A 23560-nucleotide genomic window follows, 5' to 3' on the forward strand; every position below is an offset into this window, starting at 1 on the left:
TATTCATGCCAAATGCGAAATACTTTTAGCTATATTTTTTATGCATATTTACATAATACCATAATTTTTATGGGAACTAAATGATTCTTTTTTCCAATTTAAATGTGGTAATCTCTTCTTACAGACAGATAATATAAAAACCCCATTCCATTGCGGAACGGGGTGACGACATATGTCCATATCTTTTTAATCTTCACAAGACCAGAAAACACACAAATCCGGTAATTTTACACCTCTTCATTTAACTTGCTTAAGCGCGCAGCCTGATCCGCAGCAATAAGAGAATCCAAAAGCTCATGAATGTCCCCATTCATAATGGAGTCAATCTTATAAAGAGTCAGCTTGATCCTGTGATCCGTTACACGGCCCTGGGGAAAATTATAGGTACGGATCTTTTCAGAACGGTCTCCGGTACCGATCTGGCTTCTTCTTTCCTCAGCCTCCGAATTCTGCCGTTTTTCAATCTCAATATCATAAAGCTTGGAACGCAATAACCGGAAGGCCTTTTCCTTATTCTGAAGCTGTGACTTTTCCGTCTGGCTGTAAATCACGATTCCCGTAGGCATATGGGTAAGGCGAACGGCAGAGTCGGTCGTATTTACGCACTGTCCGCCGTTTCCGGAAGCACGCATAACATCGATTCTCACATCTTTATCCTCGATCACTACGTCAAACTCTTCTGCTTCGGGCATAACTGCCACAGTAGCCGTAGAGGTGTGGATTCTGCCACCGCTCTCTGTCTCCGGAACCCGCTGTACCCGGTGGACGCCGCTTTCATATTTCATCTTGGAATAAGCGCCCTTGCCTGTAATCATGGCTACTACTTCTTTAAAACCGCCGATCCCGTTTTCATTGACGCTGATCAGCTCTACCTTCCAGTGATATCCCTCCGCATAATTTACATACATACGGTACAGTTCGGAAGCAAACAGGGCCGCCTCGTCACCCCCTGCTCCGGCACGGATCTCCAGAATAATATTCTTATCGTCATTAGGGTCCTTAGGTAAAAGCAAAATCTTAAGCTCCTGTTCAAGCACCTCGATCTGCTTCTTGGCATCGGATAATTCCTCCTTCGCCATCTCCCGCATCTCCTCGTCGCTCTCTTCCTCCAGTAGTGCCAGGCTGTCTTCCACGGTCTGCTTTGCCTTTTTATACTGGGTATAAGTTTCTACTAAGTCCGCCAGATCCGCCTGCTCCTTCATCAGCTTCCGAAACCGGTTCTGATCCTCTGCTACGGAAGGATTGTTAAGCTCCTGCATCAATTCTTCATAATGAATTAAAATATCATCTAATCTATCAAACATTGATAACCTCCTGAATTTCATGGAAAGGACTGTCGTTTACCTTATACTATAATCATAGTCCGCAGTGCCGCCCTAAAACCTGCGGTTTAAGGGCTCACGGACATTCGTGAACAAACCACGCGGTCCAGTCCTGCCGCATCTTTAACCACCTGGATCTCTCCAAAGCCGGCATCCTTTAATAAACCGCTGACAGCCTCTCCCTGGTCATAGCCGATCTCAAAATAAACCGCTCCTCCCAGGGTTAAATGAAGACGGCTTTCCAAAGCGAGCTTTCTGTAAAAATACAAACCGTCTTCTTTCCCGTCAAGGGCCAGCACCGGCTCATGATCCCGGACTTCCGGCTGCAGTTTTTTTATAACTTTCGTTGGAATATAGGGAGGATTTGACACGATCACATCATACTTTTTCTCTTCCTCTAACGAGGTAAATAAATCGCTTTCTATCAAAGTGACCTTTTCCTCTCCTAAAAACTTCCCCACATTCCTTTCCGCCACCTTAAGGGCTTCCCTGGAGATGTCCACGGCAGTTACGCGTTCAAATCCACCAAGCTTTGCAAGGCTGACGGCAATGCAGCCGCTTCCCGTACACAGATCCAGTACTTCCGGCTGCTTTCCTTTATAATCCTTTAAGACCAGCTCCACCAGAGTTTCCGTATCCTGCCTTGGAATCAGCACATGCTCATTTACAAAGAACTCAAGGCCCATGAACTCCCGGCTTCCTGTAATCTGTTGAAGGGGAATCCTCCTGGAACGTTTCTCTATCATGGACCGGTATTTGGAAACGGCCTCTTGAGAGAAGTCCTCTTCTGGAAGCGCTCTGTTCCTGTCTATAAGAAAATGGACCATATCCGTGCGGAATGCCTCAAAAAGCAGGTATCTGGAATCAAGAGACGCCTCTTCCACTCCTGCCCTTGACAGCTTTTCTGTTCCTTCTTCTATTAAATGCTGCAATGTCAGATTCATGCGCTCTTCTCCGGGAAATTCTTATTAAGAAATCCCCTCCAGTCAAACACAGCCTCCACAGAAGCAATACCCACCTGGATCATATCATCGTCCGGTTCCTTGGTGGTCAGTCCCTGCATCCACATGCCTGGGCGGCTTAATAAATCCACCAGTTTTGAATTGCTGCGTCCTGCCAGACGTAAAAATTCATAGGATACTCCGGCTATGACCGGGATCAGTATGATCCGGCTAAGGATCCGAAGGGGCAATGTATCCACTCTCACCACCATGAAAAACAGGATGCTGATGATCATGACGATCAGGAGAAAGCTGGTTCCGCAGCGCTTATGTTCCTTGGAGCTGTTTCTGACATTTTCCACAGTAAGATCAAGCCCATGCTCCAGGCAGTTGATGCATTTGTGCTCCGCTCCATGATACATAAAAGTCCTTCGGATATCCTCCATGCGTGAAACCAGACCGATGTAAGCGATAAAGATCGCGATACGGATCACACCTTCCAGAATCGCCATTACCGTCTGGGACTTTATAAAATTATGGAATATATTAGCAAGAAACATCGGCAAAACCATGAAAATCAGGATGGCCATTACCACGGAAAATGCCATCACGATACTCATCAACGCCTTTTCCATCTTCTCCCCAAACAACCGTTCCAAAAGCTTTTCAAATTTGGAAGGCTCCATATCCTCCTCATCATCCTCAAAAAAACTGGCTGAAAAGGTCAAAGCCCTCATACCTAACACCATGGAATCCACAAAACTGAATATTCCTCTGATAAATGGCAGAGAAAAAAGCTTCACCTTTTCTCCCATGCTTACATAAGTATCCTTTTTCACTTCAATGGTTCCGTCCGGCTTTCGGACTGCTGTGGCATACTCATCCCCGTTTTTCATCATAACGCCTTCAATCACGGCCTGCCCGCCGATTCCTGAATACTTCATACGCCAAACCACCTTTCTGTTTAAAAAATGGAAGCTTTTCACTAGTTAAAATCCCAAAAAAGGCTGAGCTAAAGTGTTTCCACCAAACTCAACCTCTTCTTTGCCCCTGATATAATAAGGAAGTTCCATACGCCCAATGAGCACATAGAACGGCTGATTTCCTGAATTCATGAAGGAAGTCCGATTCACCCGAGGCTCCTCGAACGGCTAATTTACTAAATCCAGGCTCCACAACCTTTGCCTTCATAAGTAAATTATGCTTCAGCCTTAACGCCATATTTACGATTGAATTTATCAATACGTCCACGAGCGGAAGCAGCCTTCTGCTGACCGGTGTAGAATGAATGGCATTTAGAACAAACCTCTACGTGGATATCTTCCTTTGTAGAACCAGTTACAAATTCATTACCACAGTTGCAAACAACTTTTGCCTGGTAGTAATTTGGATGGATTCCCTCTTTCATGATTTTCACCTCACATACTTTGATTTCTATTAAATCGCAGTCCGTAAACCGACTTTGTCTAATAAACAGCTTACATAGTATAACATAGAAATTTTTTTAATGCAAGCTTTTATTTCTATAAAAAACCCGTATTCTCTAGAAAAAGCGCATTTTTTTGGAGGTTTCCACGAATTCCCTGTTGTTTCTTGTCCTCGAGAATAAGTCCAGTATTTTCTCCACTGCATCTTCCGGTTTCAGGGTATTAGTAGCCTTTCTCACGATATCAACCGTTTCTGCTTCTTCCCTTGTAAGCAGCAGGTCATCCCTTCTGGTGCCGGACTTAAGAATGTCAATGGCGGGGAAGATCCTCTTCTCAGACAGCTTCCGGTCGAGAACCAGTTCCATGTTGCCGGTTCCCTTAAATTCCTCATAAATAACGTCATCCATACGGCTGCCCGTATCCACAAGAGCGGTGGCAAGAACGGTGAGGCTGCCTCCCTCCCTCATGTTTCTGGCTGCACCAAAGAAACGCTTTGGCATATGAAGGGCTGCCGGATCCAGACCACCGGACAAGGTACGGCCGCTTGGAGCTACCGTCAGGTTATAAGCTCTTGCAAGACGGGTAATGCTGTCTAACAGGATCACCACATCCCGGCCATGCTCAACTAGGCGCTTGGCCCTTTCGATCACCATTTCCGATACTCTCTTATGGCGGTCCGGAAGCTCGTCAAAGGTGGAGTAGAGCACTTCCACGTTATTTCCGTAAATGGATTCCTTAATATCCGTAACCTCCTCAGGACGCTCATCAATCAATAGAATCATGAGATGGATCTCCGGGTGATTTACGGTTATTGCCTTTGCCACATCTTTAAGCAGGGTCGTTTTTCCTGCCTTTGGCGGGGAAACGATCATACCCCTCTGCCCCTTTCCAATAGGAGCTAAAAGATCCAGGACACGCATGGCAGTGGTATTTTTTCCTCCCTGGGTCTCCATATGAAGCCTTTTATCCGGAAATATGGGAGTCATATTTTCAAAATTCGGACGGCGTTCCGCAGCACTGGTGGGATAGCCATTGATTTTCTTTACATATAGAAGGGCAGCAAACTTTTCTGCCGCCGTTTTTACTCTGCGGCTTCCATGAATGATGTCACCTGTTTTCATGTTAAACCGGCGGATCTGTGAAGGCGCCACGTAGACGTCATTTTCGCCTGGGAGGTAGTTTTCACAGCGGATGAAACCAAAGCCATCGGGCATGACCTCCAGAATTCCATGAGCCTCAATACCGCTGTCCAGTTCCTGCAGTTCAGGGCTTGGCTGAAAATCTCCTCTTGGTTCTTCCGGAACAGTTTCGGGCCTTGCCTCATTCCTGGCGGATGGCTCTGTGCTGTTTCCCTGTGCCGGCCGATAGCTTGCAGGCCTTTGCTGCCCTTCCGGACGATAGGAACGGACAACCGTCTTTCTTTGGCTGCCGGCCGCTGACTGCATTTGCTGATCCCCGTTCATCTGTCCCTGCTGGCTTACAGAATCCGTATGAGGCTGGGTCTGAGGGGCTGGTTGTGCCGTAACAGTCTTAAAAACCTCTTTTTTTACTCCCTCCGCCTTTTCTGCTGAAACATTCCCCGGCGATGCAGGAAAAGCAGGAGCCTCCTCTCCCTTTTCGCATAGTAAATCTATAATTTCAGCTTTTCGCATGGAACTGCATCCCTTGATACCCTGGGCTTTGGCAAGCTCCTTTAATTCCGCTAACGGCAATGTTTGTAATTTTTCACGCATATTATTCTCCTTCATGATTCCTTATAACAGTTGTTTCGTAATCTTGGGAATGCTTCACGATAGAATATCGCAACAGATGGCCGGAAATGTTATTCCGGCCCAAATCATGATAAACCAGGTCGTACGATACGCCTATTATATACCTTAATTTTAAAAAAGAAAAGTTATTTTTTCAGTTCCTTTAAGTGCTCTTTGATTTTACGTTCATATCCATTTTCCGTAGGATGATAGAACGATATGTCCTCCATTCCGTCCGGAAGATACTGCTGTTTCACATAGTTGCCCGGATAATCATGGGCATAGAGATAGCCCTGCCCATGGCCCAGCTTCGCTGCTCCCTTATAATGAGAATCCTGCAGATGAACCGGCACAGGCATGGTTTTCTGGTTTTGTACTGTATCCAAAGCCTCAAACACCGCCATGCAGGCCGCATTGCTCTTAGGTGCCGAAGCCACATAGGTGACCGCTTCGGCCAGAATGATCTGGGCTTCCGGAAGCCCGATCCTTTCTGCTGCCTGGGCTGCTGCAACTGCCAGAATGAGAGCCTGGGGATCTGCATTTCCTACATCCTCCGCAGCACAGATCATAATTCTTCTGGCAATGAATTTTATATCTTCTCCCGCATAAAGCATTCTTGCAAGATAGTACACGGCCGCGTCGGGGTCCGAACCCCGCATGCTCTTTATGAAGGCCGATATGGTATCGTAATGATTGTCTCCAGTTTTGTCATAGCGCACCACCCGCTTTTGGATGCACTCCTCTGCAACCTGAATACTGATATGGATTTTTCCGTCTGACGGATCCCGGTCCGTGGTCATGACTCCCAGTTCCACCGCATTTAAAGCGGCTCTTGCATCTCCATTGGAAACATCCGCAAGAAATTCTTCCGCATCTTCGTCAATCACGGCGTTATAGGAACCCATTCCCTTATCCTTGTCATATACCGCCCGGTGGACCAGTTTCCTGATATCCTCCTTTTCCAAAGACTTTAACTCAAATACCCTGGATCTTGAAAGAAGAGCGCCATTTACTTCAAAATAGGGGTTTTCTGTAGTGGCTCCTATGAGAGTCAGCGTTCCATCCTCCACAAATGGAAGCAGATAATCCTGCTGCCCTTTGTTGAAACGATGGATCTCATCCACGAACAAGATTGTCTTTTTGCCATACATTCCTAAGGAATCCTTGGCTTCCTTTACGATCTCTTCCATGTCCTTTTTTCCCGCTACCGTGGCGTTGATCTGTCTGAACTCTCCGCTGGTAGTGTTGGCGATCACCCTTGCCAGAGTGGTTTTACCGGTTCCCGGAGGACCGTAGAATATCACAGATCCCAGCTTGTCCGCCTTAATGGCCCGGTAAAGCAGTTTATCCCTGCCAATGATATGCTGCTGCCCCACCACCTCGTCAAGTGTCGACGGTCGAAGCCTTGATGCAAGGGGGGACTCTTTTTTCATGGTATTTTCCCTCATATAATCAAACAAATCCATTATTATTCTCCCGTTTTCTATAATCCCTTGAGGAAAAACCTCTTGCGATAATCCAAAAGAAGCCTTCCGGCTGTAACAAGAGTATATCCCTGCTTTGATAAAGTGTCAATGATATCCCGCTTTCCCGCACCCTCTTAAGAGAATTGGTTATAATTCCTCCGGATACTTCATATTCCAGTCATTTCGTATTTTTGTCATTATGTTCATGACATCTACCGTATATTCCAGGCGCATTTCGTCAGATTCTCCGCCAACAGCTTTCTCCATATCCAGAATTTCATACAACAGAGCATCGTCGGTGTTTCCTGCTTCCATCACTTCCCGGCGGTTATCTTCCGTATAAGTGATCACCGCCTTGTCAGCCCTTGGATATTCATATATTTCTATATAGCCCTTGTCAAAGGCCACTGTTCCACGCTTGGGTTGCTTTGCATGAAGAGACAGAGAAATGGTGGCCATCTCCTGCTGATTGTTCATTAGCAGGATTCCTGCCTGTTCATCAACACCGCTGGGGGCAAGCTTTACCTGTGACAGGATCTGGTCCGGCGCGTCTGCCATAAACCATCTTGCAAAGGAAAGGGCGTATACCCCGATATCAAGCAGTGCTCCGCCGGCAAGACCTGGACTAAAAAACCTGTTTTCCATATTATAATCCTTATAGCTTCCAAAGTTCATCTGAATAAGGCGCAGAGGGCCCAGTTGACCGTTTATCACAATTTCCTGCAATTTTTTATAAAGGGGCATATGATAAATTGTCATTGCTTCAGCAAGTACCAGGTCATTTTTCTCCGCAAGGCTGACTGCCTCAGAAAGCTCCTGGGAATTCAATGTAATCGATTTCTCACACAGTACATGCTTACCATTCTTTAATGCCTCTTTTAAATAAGTAATATGGGTATTATGGGGTGTTGAAATATAAATAATATCCACATCATCATCATGAAACATGTCATAGACATTATGGTAAACCTTCTCCACTCCGTATGTTTCTGCAAATTTAACTGCATTTTCATAGGTTCTGTTACCGACCCCATATAAAGTTCTTCCCTGTTTCTTTAAATTTTCTGCCAGCTGTTTAGCTATTACTCCACAGCCTAATGTTGCCCAACGATACTCTTTCATACTCAAACCTCCTTAATGCTCCTTATTTCCTCATGTGCCCGTATAATTCCGCTTCTTCAAAACTTCTTCTATATAATGTATTATGGGCAGTACCTGTTCCTTTGTCAAGTATTGCAGCCAGAGTCTTAAAGTTTGAAACGCAATATTGCATTTTGCATACAAAATAGCCCTATTTGTTTTGACATAAAGCCTGCCTGGCAAATAGGGCTGAACCTTGAGCTTTTACAGTTATTCTGTAATCCTTCCACTACTCTTCGTATTTGATTGAGCAGTTAAAAGGCTGTTTATGTTTCTTAACTGTCATCTCGTAAACTGGACGTCAGTTCTTTCATCTTTTTTTCTGCAAGTTTCTTTTCCGAACTATGTTTTTTCCGCATTTTTTTAACTATGACAAGTAATAAAAGGATGATCAGTAGAATTGAAAGGATTGATAAAGTAACGGAATTTGTCAGAAGCCATTTTAGGAAATTCCAAAACCCCTTTCGCCCATCCCTCTCATAAATCGCTGTTACTTCTTTCTTATAGATGATCTGCCCTGTCTGATTCTCAGCTTCTGCATCAATGTAAGTACCATGATAAACATTGGCTTCTATGGAAGGGAAGGTAACAGCCCCTCCATAGATTCCCCTGATATCTTTTACAAATTTACGTCCATGAGCAGTTGCGTTTCGGATCATTTCTCCATCCTTTGACACAGGATCTCCGTCCCATTTTACGCTTGTTATCTTATAATATTGTGATGGTAAATTAAGATAACTTAAAAATAATTCTGCGTGATCTATTAAAGGAGAACGGTTAGAAATTTCAGTCTGACCCAGCATATAAGAGTCCGCATCATATCCGCTCACGGTTATAGGGAATGTAAAATTATAATCCCAGTAGGCACTTTCTTCTTTAAAACCTACCGCAGGAAGTGTTACATTTAATTCCTGCTTTAAATCCTCATTGATAACCTTGACCCGGGCATCTTCCGGTAGAGAATCTATATATTCTACTCCTTCATACAATACGGAGGCTTCTGAATATTTCGTAGTCTCTTCCGTGACTGCCTTTGAAAGTTCACTGGTTTTTAAAGAATACCTTTTTCCTTCTTGTTCTACTGCTTGGGGTGCATATTTTTCAGGATTTCCAACAAAGGGATCGGAATCATATGTAATAATATCTCCTGGATAGATTTCCTCTACATTATCTGTATGAACGGATTTTAACCGATAGATAATACCGTCCTTTTCATAAATTTCTTTAAACTGTAACCTTCCATCTTCCTCTTTTATAGAGGTCCTATACTCCTTTTTTATTTCAATGAACATTTCCTCCGCACGTGCTATTCCAGCGCACCCCAAAACAAGGGGTACGACAAGGAATATAGCAGCAAAACCTTTCTTCATCCTATTTTTCATCCTTTTTATCTCTTCTTCTCCTTACGATCACAATGGAAGTAACAATACCAACCAGCCCTATACTTAAGAGCAGTCCCCCTCTCAGATTTACATCACCCGTTTTAGGCAGTCTTCTTAGCCAGCCCCACAATCCTTTTCCTTTATAGTTAGAAATTCCAAGACCATTCAGGCTGGATTGATATGTGGCTGTGATGAAACCCTTTTTCTTCCCATGCTCCGGATTGTTATACAATATAAATTCTCCTGTAACAGCTCCATCATCCGTTACATATATAGTCAGGCAAGCATCAGTCTTTATATATCCCTCTGGGGCCTTTATTTCATGTACGGTATATTTTCCAGAGCGGAGCGGAAGGAAGGAGATTCCTCCGTTTTCATCTGTTATTCCTTTGTATACAGGCTCTCCGGCTTCATTTCTGATCTCCAGTTCTGCACCGGCTAATTTTTCTGAGGTTTCAGCGTCTGACTTTTGTATTAACACTTCCGGTGAAGGATGATTTACAACTGATATAGTACTGATTCCTGATACCACACCGTTATGAATGGAAAATGAGTACGTGTGATCTGTTGAAAGGTAGCCAGGAGCTGTCTTTGTTTCTTTGTAGGTATAGGTTCCGTTTTCCGGCATATCGAATTTCGCATATCCATACTCTCCAGTTTTTACAGTCAGGTAAATACTTCCGTTAGGCCGGTAAATAGAAAATTCCACTCCTTTTATTCCCAGTCCTGTAGAAGCATCTATTTTATATAGAAACATTTTTTCAGAACCAGGGCTATGCTGTTTGAGATCTGTCATTGTGACTTCCAATAGTCCAGAGCTTCTTGGCACTGTAAATGCTATGTCTGAGGAAAGAAAATATCCTGATGGAGCTTTCACCTCATGAAGGTAATAAGTTTTTCCAGCCTCTAATCTTCCAGTGATATCTATATCCTCACCTGTTGTTTCAAAATCTGGAATAACCACATTTTTCTGATGATCCAACACTTGTAATATAGCTCCCTTTAGAAGTACACCGGATGAATCTACTTTATTAAGCCGAATCGCAGTGACTTTGTTTTTCATTTCAACCATGTCTGCCGCGCCATTTTTACTTACAATGAAAGGAACATCTTCTGCATATGAATATCCAACTACAGGATAAATTTCGTGGAGCCAGTACCGTTCTCCCGCTTTTAACTTTGCAATGAGTTCATGAGGTTGCGTCCCAGATATCCACTCTTCCACAATATTTCCATCCTTGTCTTTTATGCTCATATGATTTCCTGGCAGCTCCTCACTGCCCGTGATAGACTTTTTAGATAGGATCAGATGGGTTGGATTATCAATCATAATAATAACGTCCTCATCACCGTTTCTACTGACCGTAAATGGAATATCTTCTGCGTAGGCATATCCATCTGCCGGACTGATTTCGTGTACCCAGTATTTTTTTCCGGCTTCCAGCTGGCCTTTTAATTCCTTCAACTGAGTTCCTGTGATAAAGATCAGATCTTCTCCGGCCTTAAAACCATTTCCATTACGGATTGCCTTTGCTGGGGCCTTATCTTCTTTTAAGATCTGAAGCGTACTTCCCGGTAACTGACTGGCTGCTTCTGATGGCGTTCCAATAAGAAGGGAGCCTTTCTGTTTCTTTATTAAGACCTCTGTTTTTTTATCCCTCATGACTATAGTAGTCAGACCTGGTTCATCTGGAACAGTAAAGGTTACACTCTCGGAATAGCTATATCCAGCCGGAGGCTCTTCTTCTGAAAGTTCATAAGTTTTTCCTGCAATCAGAAGTCCGGTTAAAACTATCGGTCCCCCATTAGCAGTGAATTTCTTAATTAATGTTCCATTATTTTTTTCCCGGATAGAGAAGCGGCCGCCTGTTAATATATCTCCTGTCTCTGCATCTACTTTTATAATCTTTATTTCTGTTTTTTGGTCCTGCATGATAATGGTTGTCCGTATGCCGCTTTCCTCCGCCGTGAAGCGGATCTCTTTTTCAAAAGAGTAACCAGCTGGAGGCTGTTCTTCCAAGATGATATATTCTTTTCCTGGAGTAATCAGTTTTGCTGGTATGAGTACCTCCCTTCCTTCTTCTTTCGTAAATTCAAATATGACTTCTCCTGTTTCTGCATCAATTAGGCTGTAACGGCCTCCAGTAAGCTCCTCTCCTGTTTGCGCATCCACTTTCGTGATATATAAGTGTACCGTCCGATCTTCCATATCTACATTATCAACCATTCCTGAAGCATTTAGCTGAAAGCAATAAACTCCGCTTATCAGGCTGCTTCCGTCACTGTACGTTGTGGTTTCCATGAGGCGATAGTTTCCTCCTGCAGTCAAGATATCCCGTATCGTTTCATTGTTCCGGCTGCTTTCGAATACTGCGTTCTGTATAGCCTTTGAAACCTCTCCCGTTACCATTCCTCCTTCAATTTGCCCGGCAGAACGGAGCACACTGTCATAGCCGTCTTTTGGCTCCTGTGTAATCTCATATCTGGTTCCATAGGGCAATCCTGCAAAGGTAAGATACCCATCACCGGTTATTGTGATATTTTCTTCACCTTTGATCCGTCCCTCCGATGTACCACCATATACTTGATATCCAGTTAAGGTCTTTCCAGCAGAGTCCATAAGTCTTACATGGAAAGTAAATTCATCCGTCTGATCCTTTCCGGTTCCGGTCAGCTTATTTATGATGGTAATGGAACCTTCCGGGACAATGGGATTTGTGAGAGTAGTACGCTTCGTAACTACCTCCGTCTGTGTTTCAAAATACACATTTGCCTGCATTCCCGTCTCACCGCTGACCACAGCCACCAAGTCCACCGTACCACTTTCATGGGCAGCGGTATCCGTGAGATTCCAGTTAATAATTCCGTTTTGTTCTACTCCATAATTGGTGGATCTTAAATAATCCAGTCCATCTTTCAGGACCGCATTGATACGGATATCAACTGGATGATTGTAAGGATTGGTATAGGAAACCGTGTATTTTATGACACTTCCTGTTTTTACTGCACCGTGATCCGCTCCTATGCTGCTTGTTACTTGTGCTATAGGGATTTCCCTTGTTACTGGATTTTTGATTGTATAATCATGATTGTCCACATTAACAGTCCAGTTTGCAAGGACGTTACCATTTCCATCGTTCAGCTCCTGCCTTGTTTCCAGGAATGTCCTGGAAGGAATGGAATAGGATCCGTTTTCGTCAAGATAGATCCGTTTCGTTTCCTTAAAGGACTTTTCTGTTCTTCCATCAGAATATCTGGTGTATTCGGTGATTTCATATAAATGGCCGTTTATGATTCCATCCTCTGCTGTTAAAACTTGGCCGCTTCCTGTTCCAATAAAGGAAGGTAGCTCGGTTCCTGTGTCTAAATCTTTTAATATGGTGAATACCTTTACCGGAACTCTTGCGATAACGGTTAGGGCTTCTATGGCACCATTGTCACAAGCCAGCTTTAAGATACTAAAATCATTTGATACATTCCGGATTCCGGTTCCCGCTTTATTCAAGGTAAAGATCACCGGTTTTGAAAGAGCATATCCGGCTGGGGCTTTTAGCTCTTCCATGATGTAAACCCGGTTCGCTGATAGCTTCTTTGTCAAAGTAAAACCAGCCGGACCGGATACGAAAGTCTCAATGGCTTCTCCAGCCTTATAGTACTCTCCCTCAATGACTACAGCCTCATACACAGCTATTTCTGCACCTTCCACAACCAGACCATTATCAAAGTTAGTCTTTTTAAATTGTATTTTTGTTGGCTGGTTCTCAATTTCATAGGTATAAAGTACTTCTTTTCCGTTCTCTTTCCCGTCAAACTGGAACTTCTTCATTCCTTCTGAAATCTGGTAAAGATCCGATGGAGAAATTTCTTCGATAGCATAAGTGAAAGGCCTTATAGATCCATCTGTCTGCACTATGCCCACCGGAAGTCCGGCTATTTCTGCCTTTCCATCTGTCCCAGTTGTCATGTACCAGACAGCCCCGGTATCTTTATTAGATACCATAAAACGAGCGTTTTCCAGTCCCTCTCCGGTATCAGAAGCCTTCTTTTTGATTTCCAGCTTCCCGACATTTGGGATATTTACGACCCGATAAACAGGTACTTTTTCTGTTCCCACGAGGATCTTCATTGGATCTATCTTCTGCATGTAGGGTGGGGCTGTTAGCTCTGCGATATAATAAGTCCCATAAGGGGTTTTATCGATCCGGTGAGGTTTTAAATCTCCCAGGTCAAATCCCTCCAGGATGTCCTCATTAAATTTATCGTTTTCCGTATACCTTCCATCTGACCCGGTAATCCAGGTCTGTATTAGATGGGCTTCATCTTCCATAAAGTTCCCGGCTTCATCAGCCCGGTAAAGGGCCAGTTCTGCGCCCTCTGCAGCATATTCTCTGTCTCCGTCTTTTATAACTTTAAGGACGTTGATATACTTTTCCTCATTTTCAAGGCTGAATCTCTGCACATTTCCAGTCTCTATAAGGACAATAGCCTTTGGATCGGCTGTTTCAAAGCCAGCCGGTGTCTTTTCTTCCACCAGGACGTAATTCCCTACGTTCTTCCCTTCTTTTACTGCATTGAAGGGCAAATAATCAATCCGGTGCATTCCTTCTAAGGAGTCATAACTCTTTATCCCGTTTTCCACTTCATAGTTGAATTGATATTCAAAGTTTAGAGGAAGCCTTCCATCTGAATCAAGGGAACCATCTCTTACATTCCGGTATATAGTGATTCGAATTGTCTTCCCGGCATCAGTGGTCCAAGTCTGCACGGTCCCCTCCCCTTTTCCGGTCCGGATGATTTCGCTCCGTTCGGCTGTCCGTTCCCCGTCTTTCGTGTACCAGACAAGGGAAGTAAGGGTTTCCCCTTTTTCCTGGTAAGCCGCTTCAAAGTCCGTGATAAAACTGGACTGATTTTCTGCCAGGCCAAGAAAGTCCTTTATGCGGTACATAAAACCAGTACCTTTTTCTGTTTTTTCTGTATACTCAGTCAAGTCATCCGTCGTCCAGCCCGCTACTCTCTTTTCCTCGTCATATACCGGCATCACTCCATCCATCAGAATGTTTCCGTCTTTATCTGTTTTCGCTTCATAAAGGGCCAGGTCAGCCGCATGGCTGTTAGGAAGCTGCAACTTTCTTCCGGGGCCATCTTCGTAATATTTAAAAACCTCCAGCTTTGTATGATCATTCTTAAGATTTACAGACTGCACTTCTCCGGTAGCTTTTACCGTTAGTTCCATGGAGTTACGGACATACCCAACAGCAGCATCTATCTCTTCCAGAATGTAATCCCCTGCCGGAATTCCCTCAAAGTATTTCGGAGTCCCGTCTGTGATCCAGTCGGCTATCATTTGTACTGGTGAATTATCGGCTTTATTTTCTATCGTCCATTCTGCCGCCTTACTTTCTGTCTTTACAAAATAGTATCCTTTCGGATAGGTTTCTCCGTCCGTGGTATAAATCCGCTTTGCTTTATAAAGTGCCAAATGTGCCCCGGAAATCTGAACGTAACTGTAGGCTCCCTTCGGTTCCGTGAATGTAAGTCCCTCCTGATAATCACTGAGTACATCAAGTCGGTACCGGTCTGCTGCATCGGTCTTTACAATCTCCACCTTGATCTTCTCATCCTGCAGCCCGGTCTTTTGGACTTCTCTGGTTTCTATTACGGTAACACCCTCCGGAAATCCCCTGGTATAGCCTGATGGAGCTTTGACCTCTTCCATGATGTACGTTCCTGGGATCACCCGCTTTAGCATATCGGCCTGGCCTACGGTCATATCGGCCTTAAATGGATCATTGGGGTACTCCTCTCCGGTGATCCAGGTATTCTCCATGATCCATGCTTCTCCCTTGCGGTGATAAAGCTTCTTATCATCTATGATATCTTCTTCCTTCCCGATATCTTCCATGTTGGCCTTGTCATTGATCCAGTAAGCAGCATTGTTATAGGCAGGAAGAAGGTCATCGTATTTATAACGGACGAAATCACCATCAATGTCATAGACAGGATCGCCCTTTTTGTAGGTTTCAGCCGATCTCTGGTAATACTCCGGAAGGCCATGGCCATTTAGGACCGGTTTCATGCTTTTATCAAAACTATTTCCGTTATAAGTCCCTGTGATATATTCCTGATCCGTGTCGGCGTTGATGGTAGCGATTCTCCAAGTTTTGATTTTTTCTCTGGCAATGACCGCTCCGGTTTTCGTCCGGGATACCTTTACCGGCCATACCAGGACCTTTTGTCCTTCTTTCGCGTAGGCCATACCGGTAGTCGGATTCACAAATGCATCCCGGTTACCATTACTGTCCAGGTGATAAAGGATTGTTCCATGGCTTAAATTAAAGCACTTGTCTGCCGCAGAGTATTTCACCGCAGACAGATCACCTCCGGTCAATTCGTAGACAGGCTGCCCGGCCTTCAGCACGTAGATGGATTCCCGGTTTTTTACTTGTACCTGGTTCCCGTTTCGGTCATAACCGTAAAACTTCCCTTTCGCCCCGGTTTCCGTTACTTTCAGCTCTCCAAAGGAATAGAAAAGAATATCTGTATCCCCCCGCTCTATCGTCCGGTAAGTCCAGATTCCTTCCCCTGGTACTCCGTTTAAGCTTCCTTCCTCATCCTCCTCTCGAATAAATTCAATAGATGATCCAGCGTATCCCTTTAATACCTGAATAGACTGAACATTATTATTCCGGTCCCTTATTACCTCAACACCATCATATCCATAATCTCCGCTGTCCCCATTCTCCACGATTTCTATGGCGTCATAAAGAGTCATCTGCGCCCCGGCCACGTAGCGGTTGTTATCGTCTGCGGTATCTAAGGGCCTGGATATCAGGCCATACCCGGCAAATACCCCATCAACATAGACCGGCTCTGCATCTTCGCCTGCGGCCTTTCTGGATTCTAAGTACTCCAGGGTACCTTTGAACCAGGCATAGCCTAAGTAAGTTCCGTTTTTGTAGGCAAATTCAAGGTTTTCTGTCCCATACCTTTGTTTTAACTCCAGTTCTGTTCCTTCTAACCTGGTGTTGGTTTTGTATATGACCGTCTGCTCAGAGTCCTTGATTTTGGATATTTCCAGGCGTAATGGAGTATTCCCTACATAAATCCTAGCGATGTTTGTAAAACCCTGTGGCCCTTCTCCTGACTTATCTTCATAAATAGCCGCCGCTACCCGGTCGTCTCTGTTTCCGTCCAGGTAGTAGGTAGTCCGGTCGGAATAAATTTCTATGGCTACTGGCTCTGTCCTTATATAACCAGCTGGTGGTTTAATTTCACAAAGAACATAAGTTCCGGCACCAAGAGGCTGTGGAGTAATCAGATATCCGGTATTCTGATCTTGATAGGATGTTTCTGTTAAATCCTCTTCCTTGGCCCCAGTGTGCCCCGCTTCATCGGGCAGAAGGCCGTCCCTGGTGGTTGTAAAGGCTTCAAACTGTCCTGTCCTTCTTCCTTCCTGATCGGTAAGTATCACTTGTTCCGATTCCTTACATATGGGTGTTCCTGCCGGAACAGTTCCCTTCCAGGCATTCCCTTCAAGGGCAATATTCTTGGCTCCCATGGCTTCTAAAAATTCCATTGATCCTTCGATCCGGGTATCCATTTCATAAAACTTTACCAGACCTTCCGTATTCACTCCGTCCTCCCGGGACGCTGCATAAAGAGCAAACAAGGCTCCGTCATGAAGAAGGTTTTCCCCTGTCTCTGAATCCAGCTTTTCAATCCTCAGCTTAGCTTTAAAAAAACTATTTCGAAACTTCGTATATCCAAAGCCTTTGTATGAACTCTCTCCGTTTGGGGATAGGGTACTGTCCGCTGCCTCTGTTACTGCATTGTAAGGGGCCACGACCGTCCATGGAACAAGCATAGGGGCATACTTTCCATCATAAGCTATCTGTACGCCCTGCATAGTCGTTACATTATCTTTGTACTGGATTCCAGCACCATTGTTCTCTGTAATGGTTCCCCCAGGAAATGGAACATCATCAGCGATACCTTTATTTTCTGCCACGGAGCTGTAACGGTAGTATTTTGATACGGTATCTCTTCCACTTAAGCCTTCTGACAGGTAATATGGGACATTTCCACTCGTCCTATCATCCTGCTCATTGTAGTAGTTCTTATATGGTTTGAATCTGTTCTGGCTCAGTGCAAAATAGTCACCTGATCCCGTCCCCGCCACACCATTTCTGATGTTGCCAATGTCCATGCCGTACTTGTAAACTTCAAAGTCGCCATCCGCATTCCTGCCCTTGATTACGTTTACACTCTCCTCATTGAAACGGATCTTGTACTTCCTCTCCATCTCAGGCTGTGTTATGCCAACTGAATAATTGTAATAATTATTAGTCACTTCCGGTGTATCCTGGGAGCCATCATAATCCGCATATACAGACGGGAGAGAGACTTCTCCTGGCTTATCAATCTGGTAATGCTTGTTCTTTAAATCCCCCAGATTGCTGAATTTGGGCTGCTGTTCTGCCACTATATAAGTTCCGTATGGAAGATATTTTGAAGTAGCAAAGTAATAACCATGACTGTTTCCAGCAATGTCACCAAATAGGGTATCCGCTGAAAGTGTTGTAAGATCTTTATCTGATCCGCCATCCTTTGCACTATCCCATTTAATGGAATAAATCCGGTCAAGATCATAAGCGAAGAAGGGGGTTAAATAGTTTTCTGCCTTTTGGATGGCTTCTGAAAGGGCTTTGTCGTAAACCTCATTGGAATGAGCATTGCCACCTGTGGCGCTTACCGTTTCTCCAGCCTGATTTTTCTTCACCAGCTTTGCCACTTCGTCATCCAAATACCAGGTAATGGCAAACTGGCGGACATGATCAGAACGTAGGGCATTATCCGTAGCTATATCCGATGTATTGATATGGTTCTTAATTACGGAATTATTGTGGACCACTGGATACTGTTTTTCTGCACCGCTTGTTCCAAACAGGAGCTTCTTTATTAAGGCAAAAGGCTTAAAAGAAGTGCTTCCATTATCTGTACGATTCCACTTATCATCATTGGCTACAGTTATGGCATCAAAGAACTTTTCATAATTATAAACAGAAATGATTCCTGCTCCATCACTGCTATCCGTCTTTGCCGATTTGGTTTCCAGTACGGAAGTATAGCCGTTATTCTGATTCCCGTTAATAAAACCATTCGTATAGCTGTACAAGGTATTATTGCTTACAATTGCATCCTCTGAGTCTTTATATAAAGGAGAGGTGACACGCTGCACTTTTGTGAAAACCTTGTTTACCAGGGCCGGGAATTTCTCATTTCGATCAATCACATTAATTTCATTTCCCAGCCTGTCCTGCCAGATTATATTTCCATCATTGTCACGGTAAAGTCGTTCCAGATTTGATTTTAAGTATATCTTAAAGCGGAAGTTGTCCATCTTCTTGGCCACCGTGTCTCTTCCAAGACGCCCGCCAAGGGTTCTTGTAAACCAGTCATCATGGATTTCGGCATAGGAGTTGGTGTTGTCGTATGTCTTTTCATCAATGGTCTTCGTTACCTTGATCTGCTGTCCGATGATACGTTCCAGCACAGGGGTTGGTGTTTCACTTGTATTTCCATCCTCAATAAGATTGTGATATCCATTGAAAATCAAATGCTGATTCTTAATAAAGGTCTTGTTGGAATCAAATTCTGCGGAAGTAGAGACTCCTGCACCTGCTCCGGAAACACGGATTACATATTCTGCATTGGATATACTAGCCCCAGCCGTATACCCCCACACATTGTTTGAACCGATCTTACTTATATCTTCATTTGTTACAACGGTCTTTCCATTATTAAGTGCGATTGTAAAGTTACCTGATTTTGCTCCGGTTAGGTCCATATCCTTTGAACCGACATGAATGGTATATTGCTTTGAAACCTTATCATAATAGTAATAGCTGCTGCCCACCCGGTTCGCCACTTCCGTAGAGTTAACCTGGGGAATTTTAGAAGAGTTTACATTCTCTTCATTTACAATGACCTCCTTGTAATTCGGCTTCCAGACTTTCCTGGTTACGGGAGCATGGCCTACGTAAGTACCGCCATTTAAGTGCCAGTAATCGTAAAGGGTTTCTCCTGCAGCATAACGAAGGTACCTCTCGCTATCTGTCGGATACATGGTTTTATCCGTTGGGATTCCATCATCACCCACTTCATAATCTGGTGTTACGTTAATCATGTATTTGCCTGCATTTCCTACTTCTGCAGCATTTAATTCATTCCCTGTGTACTTTCTGATAATATATCTTTCGTAGGTGGTATTCAGTTTTGTTAAGTAAGCAGCAACGATATCGCCACCGGAATTTGTTTGATACAGCAAAGTCCTCCCCGGATTCATACCGACAACGACCGTTACAATGACTTTCCAGCCGTTATATTCCACTTTTTGAAGGCCGCCATAGGTAAATACTTTTTCATTGATGTAATAATTTAATATTGTTTCGATCACTGATTTATTAGTCGTGGCATTCTCAATTTCAAGGACCATTTCCGGCCTGCCATAGACAATTTTTCCATTCACTATCCGTTTCTCATCATAGACTGGGACATCAGTCGTAGAATAATCACCATCTTTCGGAGTTTCCATATGGAGAGAATTACGCATCATCTGCTCCAATTCAGCTTTCACATAATTTATGTTACTTTCTGAAATCGTGAAAGCGCTGGTAAACCTCGCCGGGTCACTGGCCGCAGCAGTCCCCTCTGTAGGAAGTTTATCGGCTTCGGTTCCGTAGGCTTCGTAAGGAACCTTGATGCTTGCAGTGACCCCTGATTTCTCAATCAGGTTTCCATTGATATCACGCTTATAAACGGAGTCTGATTCTGCTGTCAGATAAAATGGTGCTTCCTTTGCATCAACCCAGTCTCCTCCATCCACTTGCCGGATCACTACTGGATTCAATGTGACGTTGTTTAGATATATATCCGCTCCTTCTGAAATTCCATCAAGGACTACGTTATAACCATTCGTGGCATCCTTTGATTTTGTTTCGAGAAGAAGTAAGTTTTCTTTATTTCCATAAGCAGCATTTTCTTCTGGGAAGGTAACTGCATGGTATAGCTGCCTTGTTATCCAGGCAGATCCTGCCGGAGCCGTTCTTGAATCAGTGGTGCCGCCATAGGACTCACGGGTACTTTTTTCTGCATTGGTTACCTCCAAATCCTTTCCGGTAATCGAAAGCTCATATCCTTCGGAACGAGTAAGTTCTTTGATATAATAATTGCCAAGGATTAAAGGTCTTCCTATCCAGCTGTCCCCATTCATGGTTTTATTATCTTTATAGATACGTCCCTTTTCCTCTTGTGGATGTGCTTTGTCATAATCGTTTTTGACATACAGGTTTTTTGGATATTCCTTTCCGGTATATTCAATCTTTCCTGCCTTGTAATTGTAGATACTATGAGGTCTTTCTGTTATCGTTAAGAAGGAACCTTCCCCATTTTTATCAGTGGCCGCAACTGAGACAAGATCATTTGCATCAAATACCACTCCAATACCGGCTGTTACATTTCCACTTCCATCTCGCTGTGTGTCCGGTCCGTAAATAGGATCAGCCGCAAACAAACCATATACTGCACCTTCTAAGGTTGCATCTCCCTGGGAATCTCCATAGGAATCAAAATCTACAGACTCCCCGGCCTTTAATTCCATATCTCTCTTATTGAAATGAACCTGTCCTGGTACACGATGATCGTATACTTTAAAGGTATGAGCTGTATTATTACTCGGTCCTTTATCTACTTCCGGTTGGCTGTCCTCTTCTCCTTCTTCAAACATTTTACTGGTAGCTCTGCTGAGAGCATTTAAACCAAGCTTTGTTGTCATGACTGGTTCTTCGTCAGTATTTTCAGCAAAAAGTCTGACCTGCCTTATTCCTCTTTCTTCTTTAGGAAGAGATGCATCGGAATCTGTGGCCAGACTATGTCTTAATGAAAGATTCATAAAGTTCCTTCTAGCCTGAGATGGAGTAGATTCATCTTCATCATCTAAGAATTCATCCAGAAATTCCTCTTCTGTATCAAACTCTTTATCATATAACTCTTCATCCTCCTTAGCGGTAAGTTTGACGGTTATCTCCTTTTCCTCTGCAAAAGCACTGGGAAGCCCTATAAACTTTAGTAATTTGTTGATGATTCTTTCTTTTAATGGGAGATCATAGGTTTCTTTCAGGATTAAATCTCCACTTTCCTCATTATCATCAGAATATGTAGATGAAGATGTACTTGCCACATTGCTATCGTTATCAGCAAGTAATAATTCTTCCTCATCTGTCAGGCTGGAAATATCTGATTCAGGGATTTCCATGTTTGTTAAACTCCGCATTGCTAATTCCGTAAGGTTGTCTTCACTACTTGAACTGCCCTTCGTTATATTTCGGACATATCCCGTAACTCTTATATCTGCATTACTGGAACTTTTCCACCTTTTAGCTCTTCCGGCTTCGGAAGCTGCTGTTGTGATAATTTCAATCGGAACGTCATCCGGATGTCCCGGATCATGAATGATGTAGCCATCCCTTGGCTTTGTTTCCCTGAACGTGTAATCATACTCAAGATTGATAAATATTTCATATGCATCATCCCTGGCAGCCTTACAGCCTGATGCTTCAAATGCTTCTTCCTCAGACGGCTCCTCTTCACTACCGCATTCCCAGTGATGGAATGTTCCTCCACTGGCCGCCACACACGCTTCACATTCATCTACTGCCGCTTGCCATTCCTCCATTAATCTTTCATACTCTTCTGCCCCCTCATCGGTGTCATCGCTTCCTTCCCCTTCTCCTTCCCCTTCTTCTCCACCTTCCGATTCATCAATTTCCGGTTCCGGGGGAATTGGATGGCCATTGCAATAAGCATGACTAAAATCATAAAAACGGGTATCTTTATGGGAGACTCGCCCACTGGCATCCGTTACAAGATCATCGTCAAATATCAGCCAATCCTGCCAGGTTGTTGGATCTTCTCTCATGTTGTCTTTTATGATTCCGCCATCTGATTCATCATCACTTAACTGGCTATCGTCGAAATGCTCCAATACCTGCCATGTAGAACCCTGCAAAGGATTTCCAGTTTCATAGTCTCTTTTTTCCAGATCAACTTTATAATTGGTTTCAAAGGTTTCATTGTGTCGATAAACCTTTAAGGACACTTCTCCTCCATCAGTAATTAATGAAGGGGTATTTGAACTGTATTTTGTAGTGAGGAAAAACTCGCAGGTTTTTTCTTTCACATTTCCTTTTGCTCGATATAGTTGCTGTGAGCCTTGGATGTTACACTGGAAATACTCCAGGCTACCTGTGACTTCCAATACCCTAAAAATAGCTGGATTATAACTAATCTTCATGACAGCTTCGGTTGGTTTTTGTCCAGCCGGGGCTTTAGGGAAACTCCAAGAGAGATTCTGGCCTTCCGTATTAATGACCAATCCAGGCGTTACTGCTTCAATGATACAATATTTTTTAAATGTTTCCCAATCTGTAAGCCCAGTTAACTCATACAACTTAGTTGTATCTATCTGCCCAGGGCCACTTCTTAAATCATTGATATACATAGCCTTGCTCTCGGAATTGTACCTACTGATTAACTCTAGGATATCCTTTGGTTTTTTACAGCCATCTGGAATGTTCTCCAAAGACATAAAACCGTCATTCGCTAAGTTTTCTACCCGTTCAGACCCACCATTGCTTTTCCCTTTCGACCATGCGACATCTCTTGCTTCATCTTTAGTAATACGGCCAAACTGAGAGTTAAGAGATGTATTTAAATCATAACTTTCAAACGCTAATATATAAGCCCAGAACATTCTTTTCTGCTCAATGGTTCCTTTAAAATAATCAATATCTGAATTAACCTTAGAATAATCGTAATTGCTATGGGCTGTAGCACCTGAGTTCATGCATAAAAACCATTTGTCTCTATCATCACCGGGAGCCCTTCCCATTAGGTACGGATGTCCGGCCTGTCCGGAACTGACAAACACTAAACCAAAACCCCAGGTATTAAAAATACCTGGTGGTAAATACGTAAAAATAAGTGTCAATAATAAAATAGTTGCAAGTAGCCCAGCAATTTTTTGATTTAGTTTTTTACCACTTTTCCAACTTCTGATCATCTATTCTCCTTA

General features: G+C 43.6%; 9 protein-coding genes. All 9 read right to left on the minus strand.

Features of this window, described 5'->3' with window-relative positions:
- Nucleotides 1-227: 227 nt before the first annotated feature.
- The 9 genes from prfA to H171_RS16875 all read right to left on the minus strand — a co-directional run bounded on the left by prfA (nt 228) and on the right by H171_RS16875 (nt 23548).
- A complete protein-coding gene (gene prfA, locus H171_RS16835) occupies nt 228-1304 on the minus strand; it encodes a peptide chain release factor 1 (RefSeq protein ID WP_100306171.1) in 1077 nt (358 codons plus the stop codon).
- Nucleotides 1305-1390: 86 nt separating this feature from the next.
- Nucleotides 1391-2266 (minus strand): peptide chain release factor N(5)-glutamine methyltransferase, encoded by an 876-nt coding sequence (gene prmC / locus H171_RS16840; RefSeq protein WP_100306172.1) that lies wholly within the window; start codon nt 2264-2266, stop codon nt 1391-1393.
- Nucleotides 2263-3207, minus strand: a complete 945-nt coding sequence (locus H171_RS16845) for a DUF1385 domain-containing protein (RefSeq protein ID WP_100306173.1) — start codon at nt 3205-3207, stop codon at nt 2263-2265. Before H171_RS16845 ends, prmC begins: the two co-directional genes overlap by 4 nt.
- A gap of 254 nt (nt 3208-3461) precedes the next feature.
- Nucleotides 3462-3671 carry a 50S ribosomal protein L31 gene (gene rpmE, locus H171_RS16850; RefSeq protein ID WP_013271164.1) on the minus strand — a complete coding sequence of 70 codons (210 nt, stop codon included), beginning with the start codon at nt 3669-3671 and terminating at the stop codon, nt 3462-3464.
- Nucleotides 3672-3806: 135 nt separating this feature from the next.
- On the minus strand, nt 3807-5423 hold the full coding sequence (gene rho, locus H171_RS16855) for a transcription termination factor Rho (protein WP_100306174.1): 1617 nt from the start codon (nt 5421-5423) through the stop codon (nt 3807-3809).
- Between the two features lie 164 nt (nt 5424-5587).
- Entirely contained in the window at nt 5588-6907 is a 1320-nt protein-coding gene (locus H171_RS16860; protein WP_100306175.1) for a replication-associated recombination protein A, read from the minus strand.
- A gap of 147 nt (nt 6908-7054) precedes the next feature.
- Nucleotides 7055-8029 (minus strand): Gfo/Idh/MocA family protein, encoded by a 975-nt coding sequence (locus H171_RS16865; protein WP_100306176.1) that lies wholly within the window; start codon nt 8027-8029, stop codon nt 7055-7057.
- 293 nt (nt 8030-8322) lie between these two features.
- On the minus strand, nt 8323-9417 hold the full coding sequence (locus H171_RS16870; RefSeq protein WP_157803175.1) for a hypothetical protein: 1095 nt from the start codon (nt 9415-9417) through the stop codon (nt 8323-8325).
- Between the two features lies 1 nt (nt 9418).
- Nucleotides 9419-23548 (minus strand): SpaA isopeptide-forming pilin-related protein, encoded by a 14130-nt coding sequence (locus H171_RS16875; protein ID WP_100306178.1) that lies wholly within the window; start codon nt 23546-23548, stop codon nt 9419-9421.
- Nucleotides 23549-23560: the final 12 nt, after the last annotated feature.

The organism is [Clostridium] celerecrescens 18A (genome assembly GCF_002797975.1).
GTDB lineage: Bacteria > Bacillota > Clostridia > Lachnospirales > Lachnospiraceae > Lacrimispora > Lacrimispora celerecrescens.

Excerpts from the sequence above, each read along its gene's own strand:
- rho (WP_100306174.1), bottom strand. The coding sequence starts at position 5,423 with ATGCGTGAAAAATTACAAACATTGCCGTTAGCGGAATTAAAGGAGCTT.
- H171_RS16870 (WP_157803175.1), bottom strand. The coding sequence starts at position 9,417 with ATGAAGAAAGGTTTTGCTGCTATATTCCTTGTCGTACCCCTTGTTTTG.
- H171_RS16860 (WP_100306175.1), bottom strand. The coding sequence starts at position 6,907 with ATGGATTTGTTTGATTATATGAGGGAAAATACCATGAAAAAAGAGTCC.
- H171_RS16865 (WP_100306176.1), bottom strand. The coding sequence starts at position 8,029 with ATGAAAGAGTATCGTTGGGCAACATTAGGCTGTGGAGTAATAGCTAAA.
- rpmE (WP_013271164.1), bottom strand. The coding sequence starts at position 3,671 with ATGAAAGAGGGAATCCATCCAAATTACTACCAGGCAAAAGTTGTTTGC.
- H171_RS16845 (WP_100306173.1), bottom strand. The coding sequence starts at position 3,207 with ATGAAGTATTCAGGAATCGGCGGGCAGGCCGTGATTGAAGGCGTTATG.
- prmC (WP_100306172.1), bottom strand. The coding sequence starts at position 2,266 with ATGAATCTGACATTGCAGCATTTAATAGAAGAAGGAACAGAAAAGCTG.
- H171_RS16875 (WP_100306178.1), bottom strand. The coding sequence starts at position 23,548 with ATGATCAGAAGTTGGAAAAGTGGTAAAAAACTAAATCAAAAAATTGCT.
- prfA (WP_100306171.1), bottom strand. The coding sequence starts at position 1,304 with ATGTTTGATAGATTAGATGATATTTTAATTCATTATGAAGAATTGATG.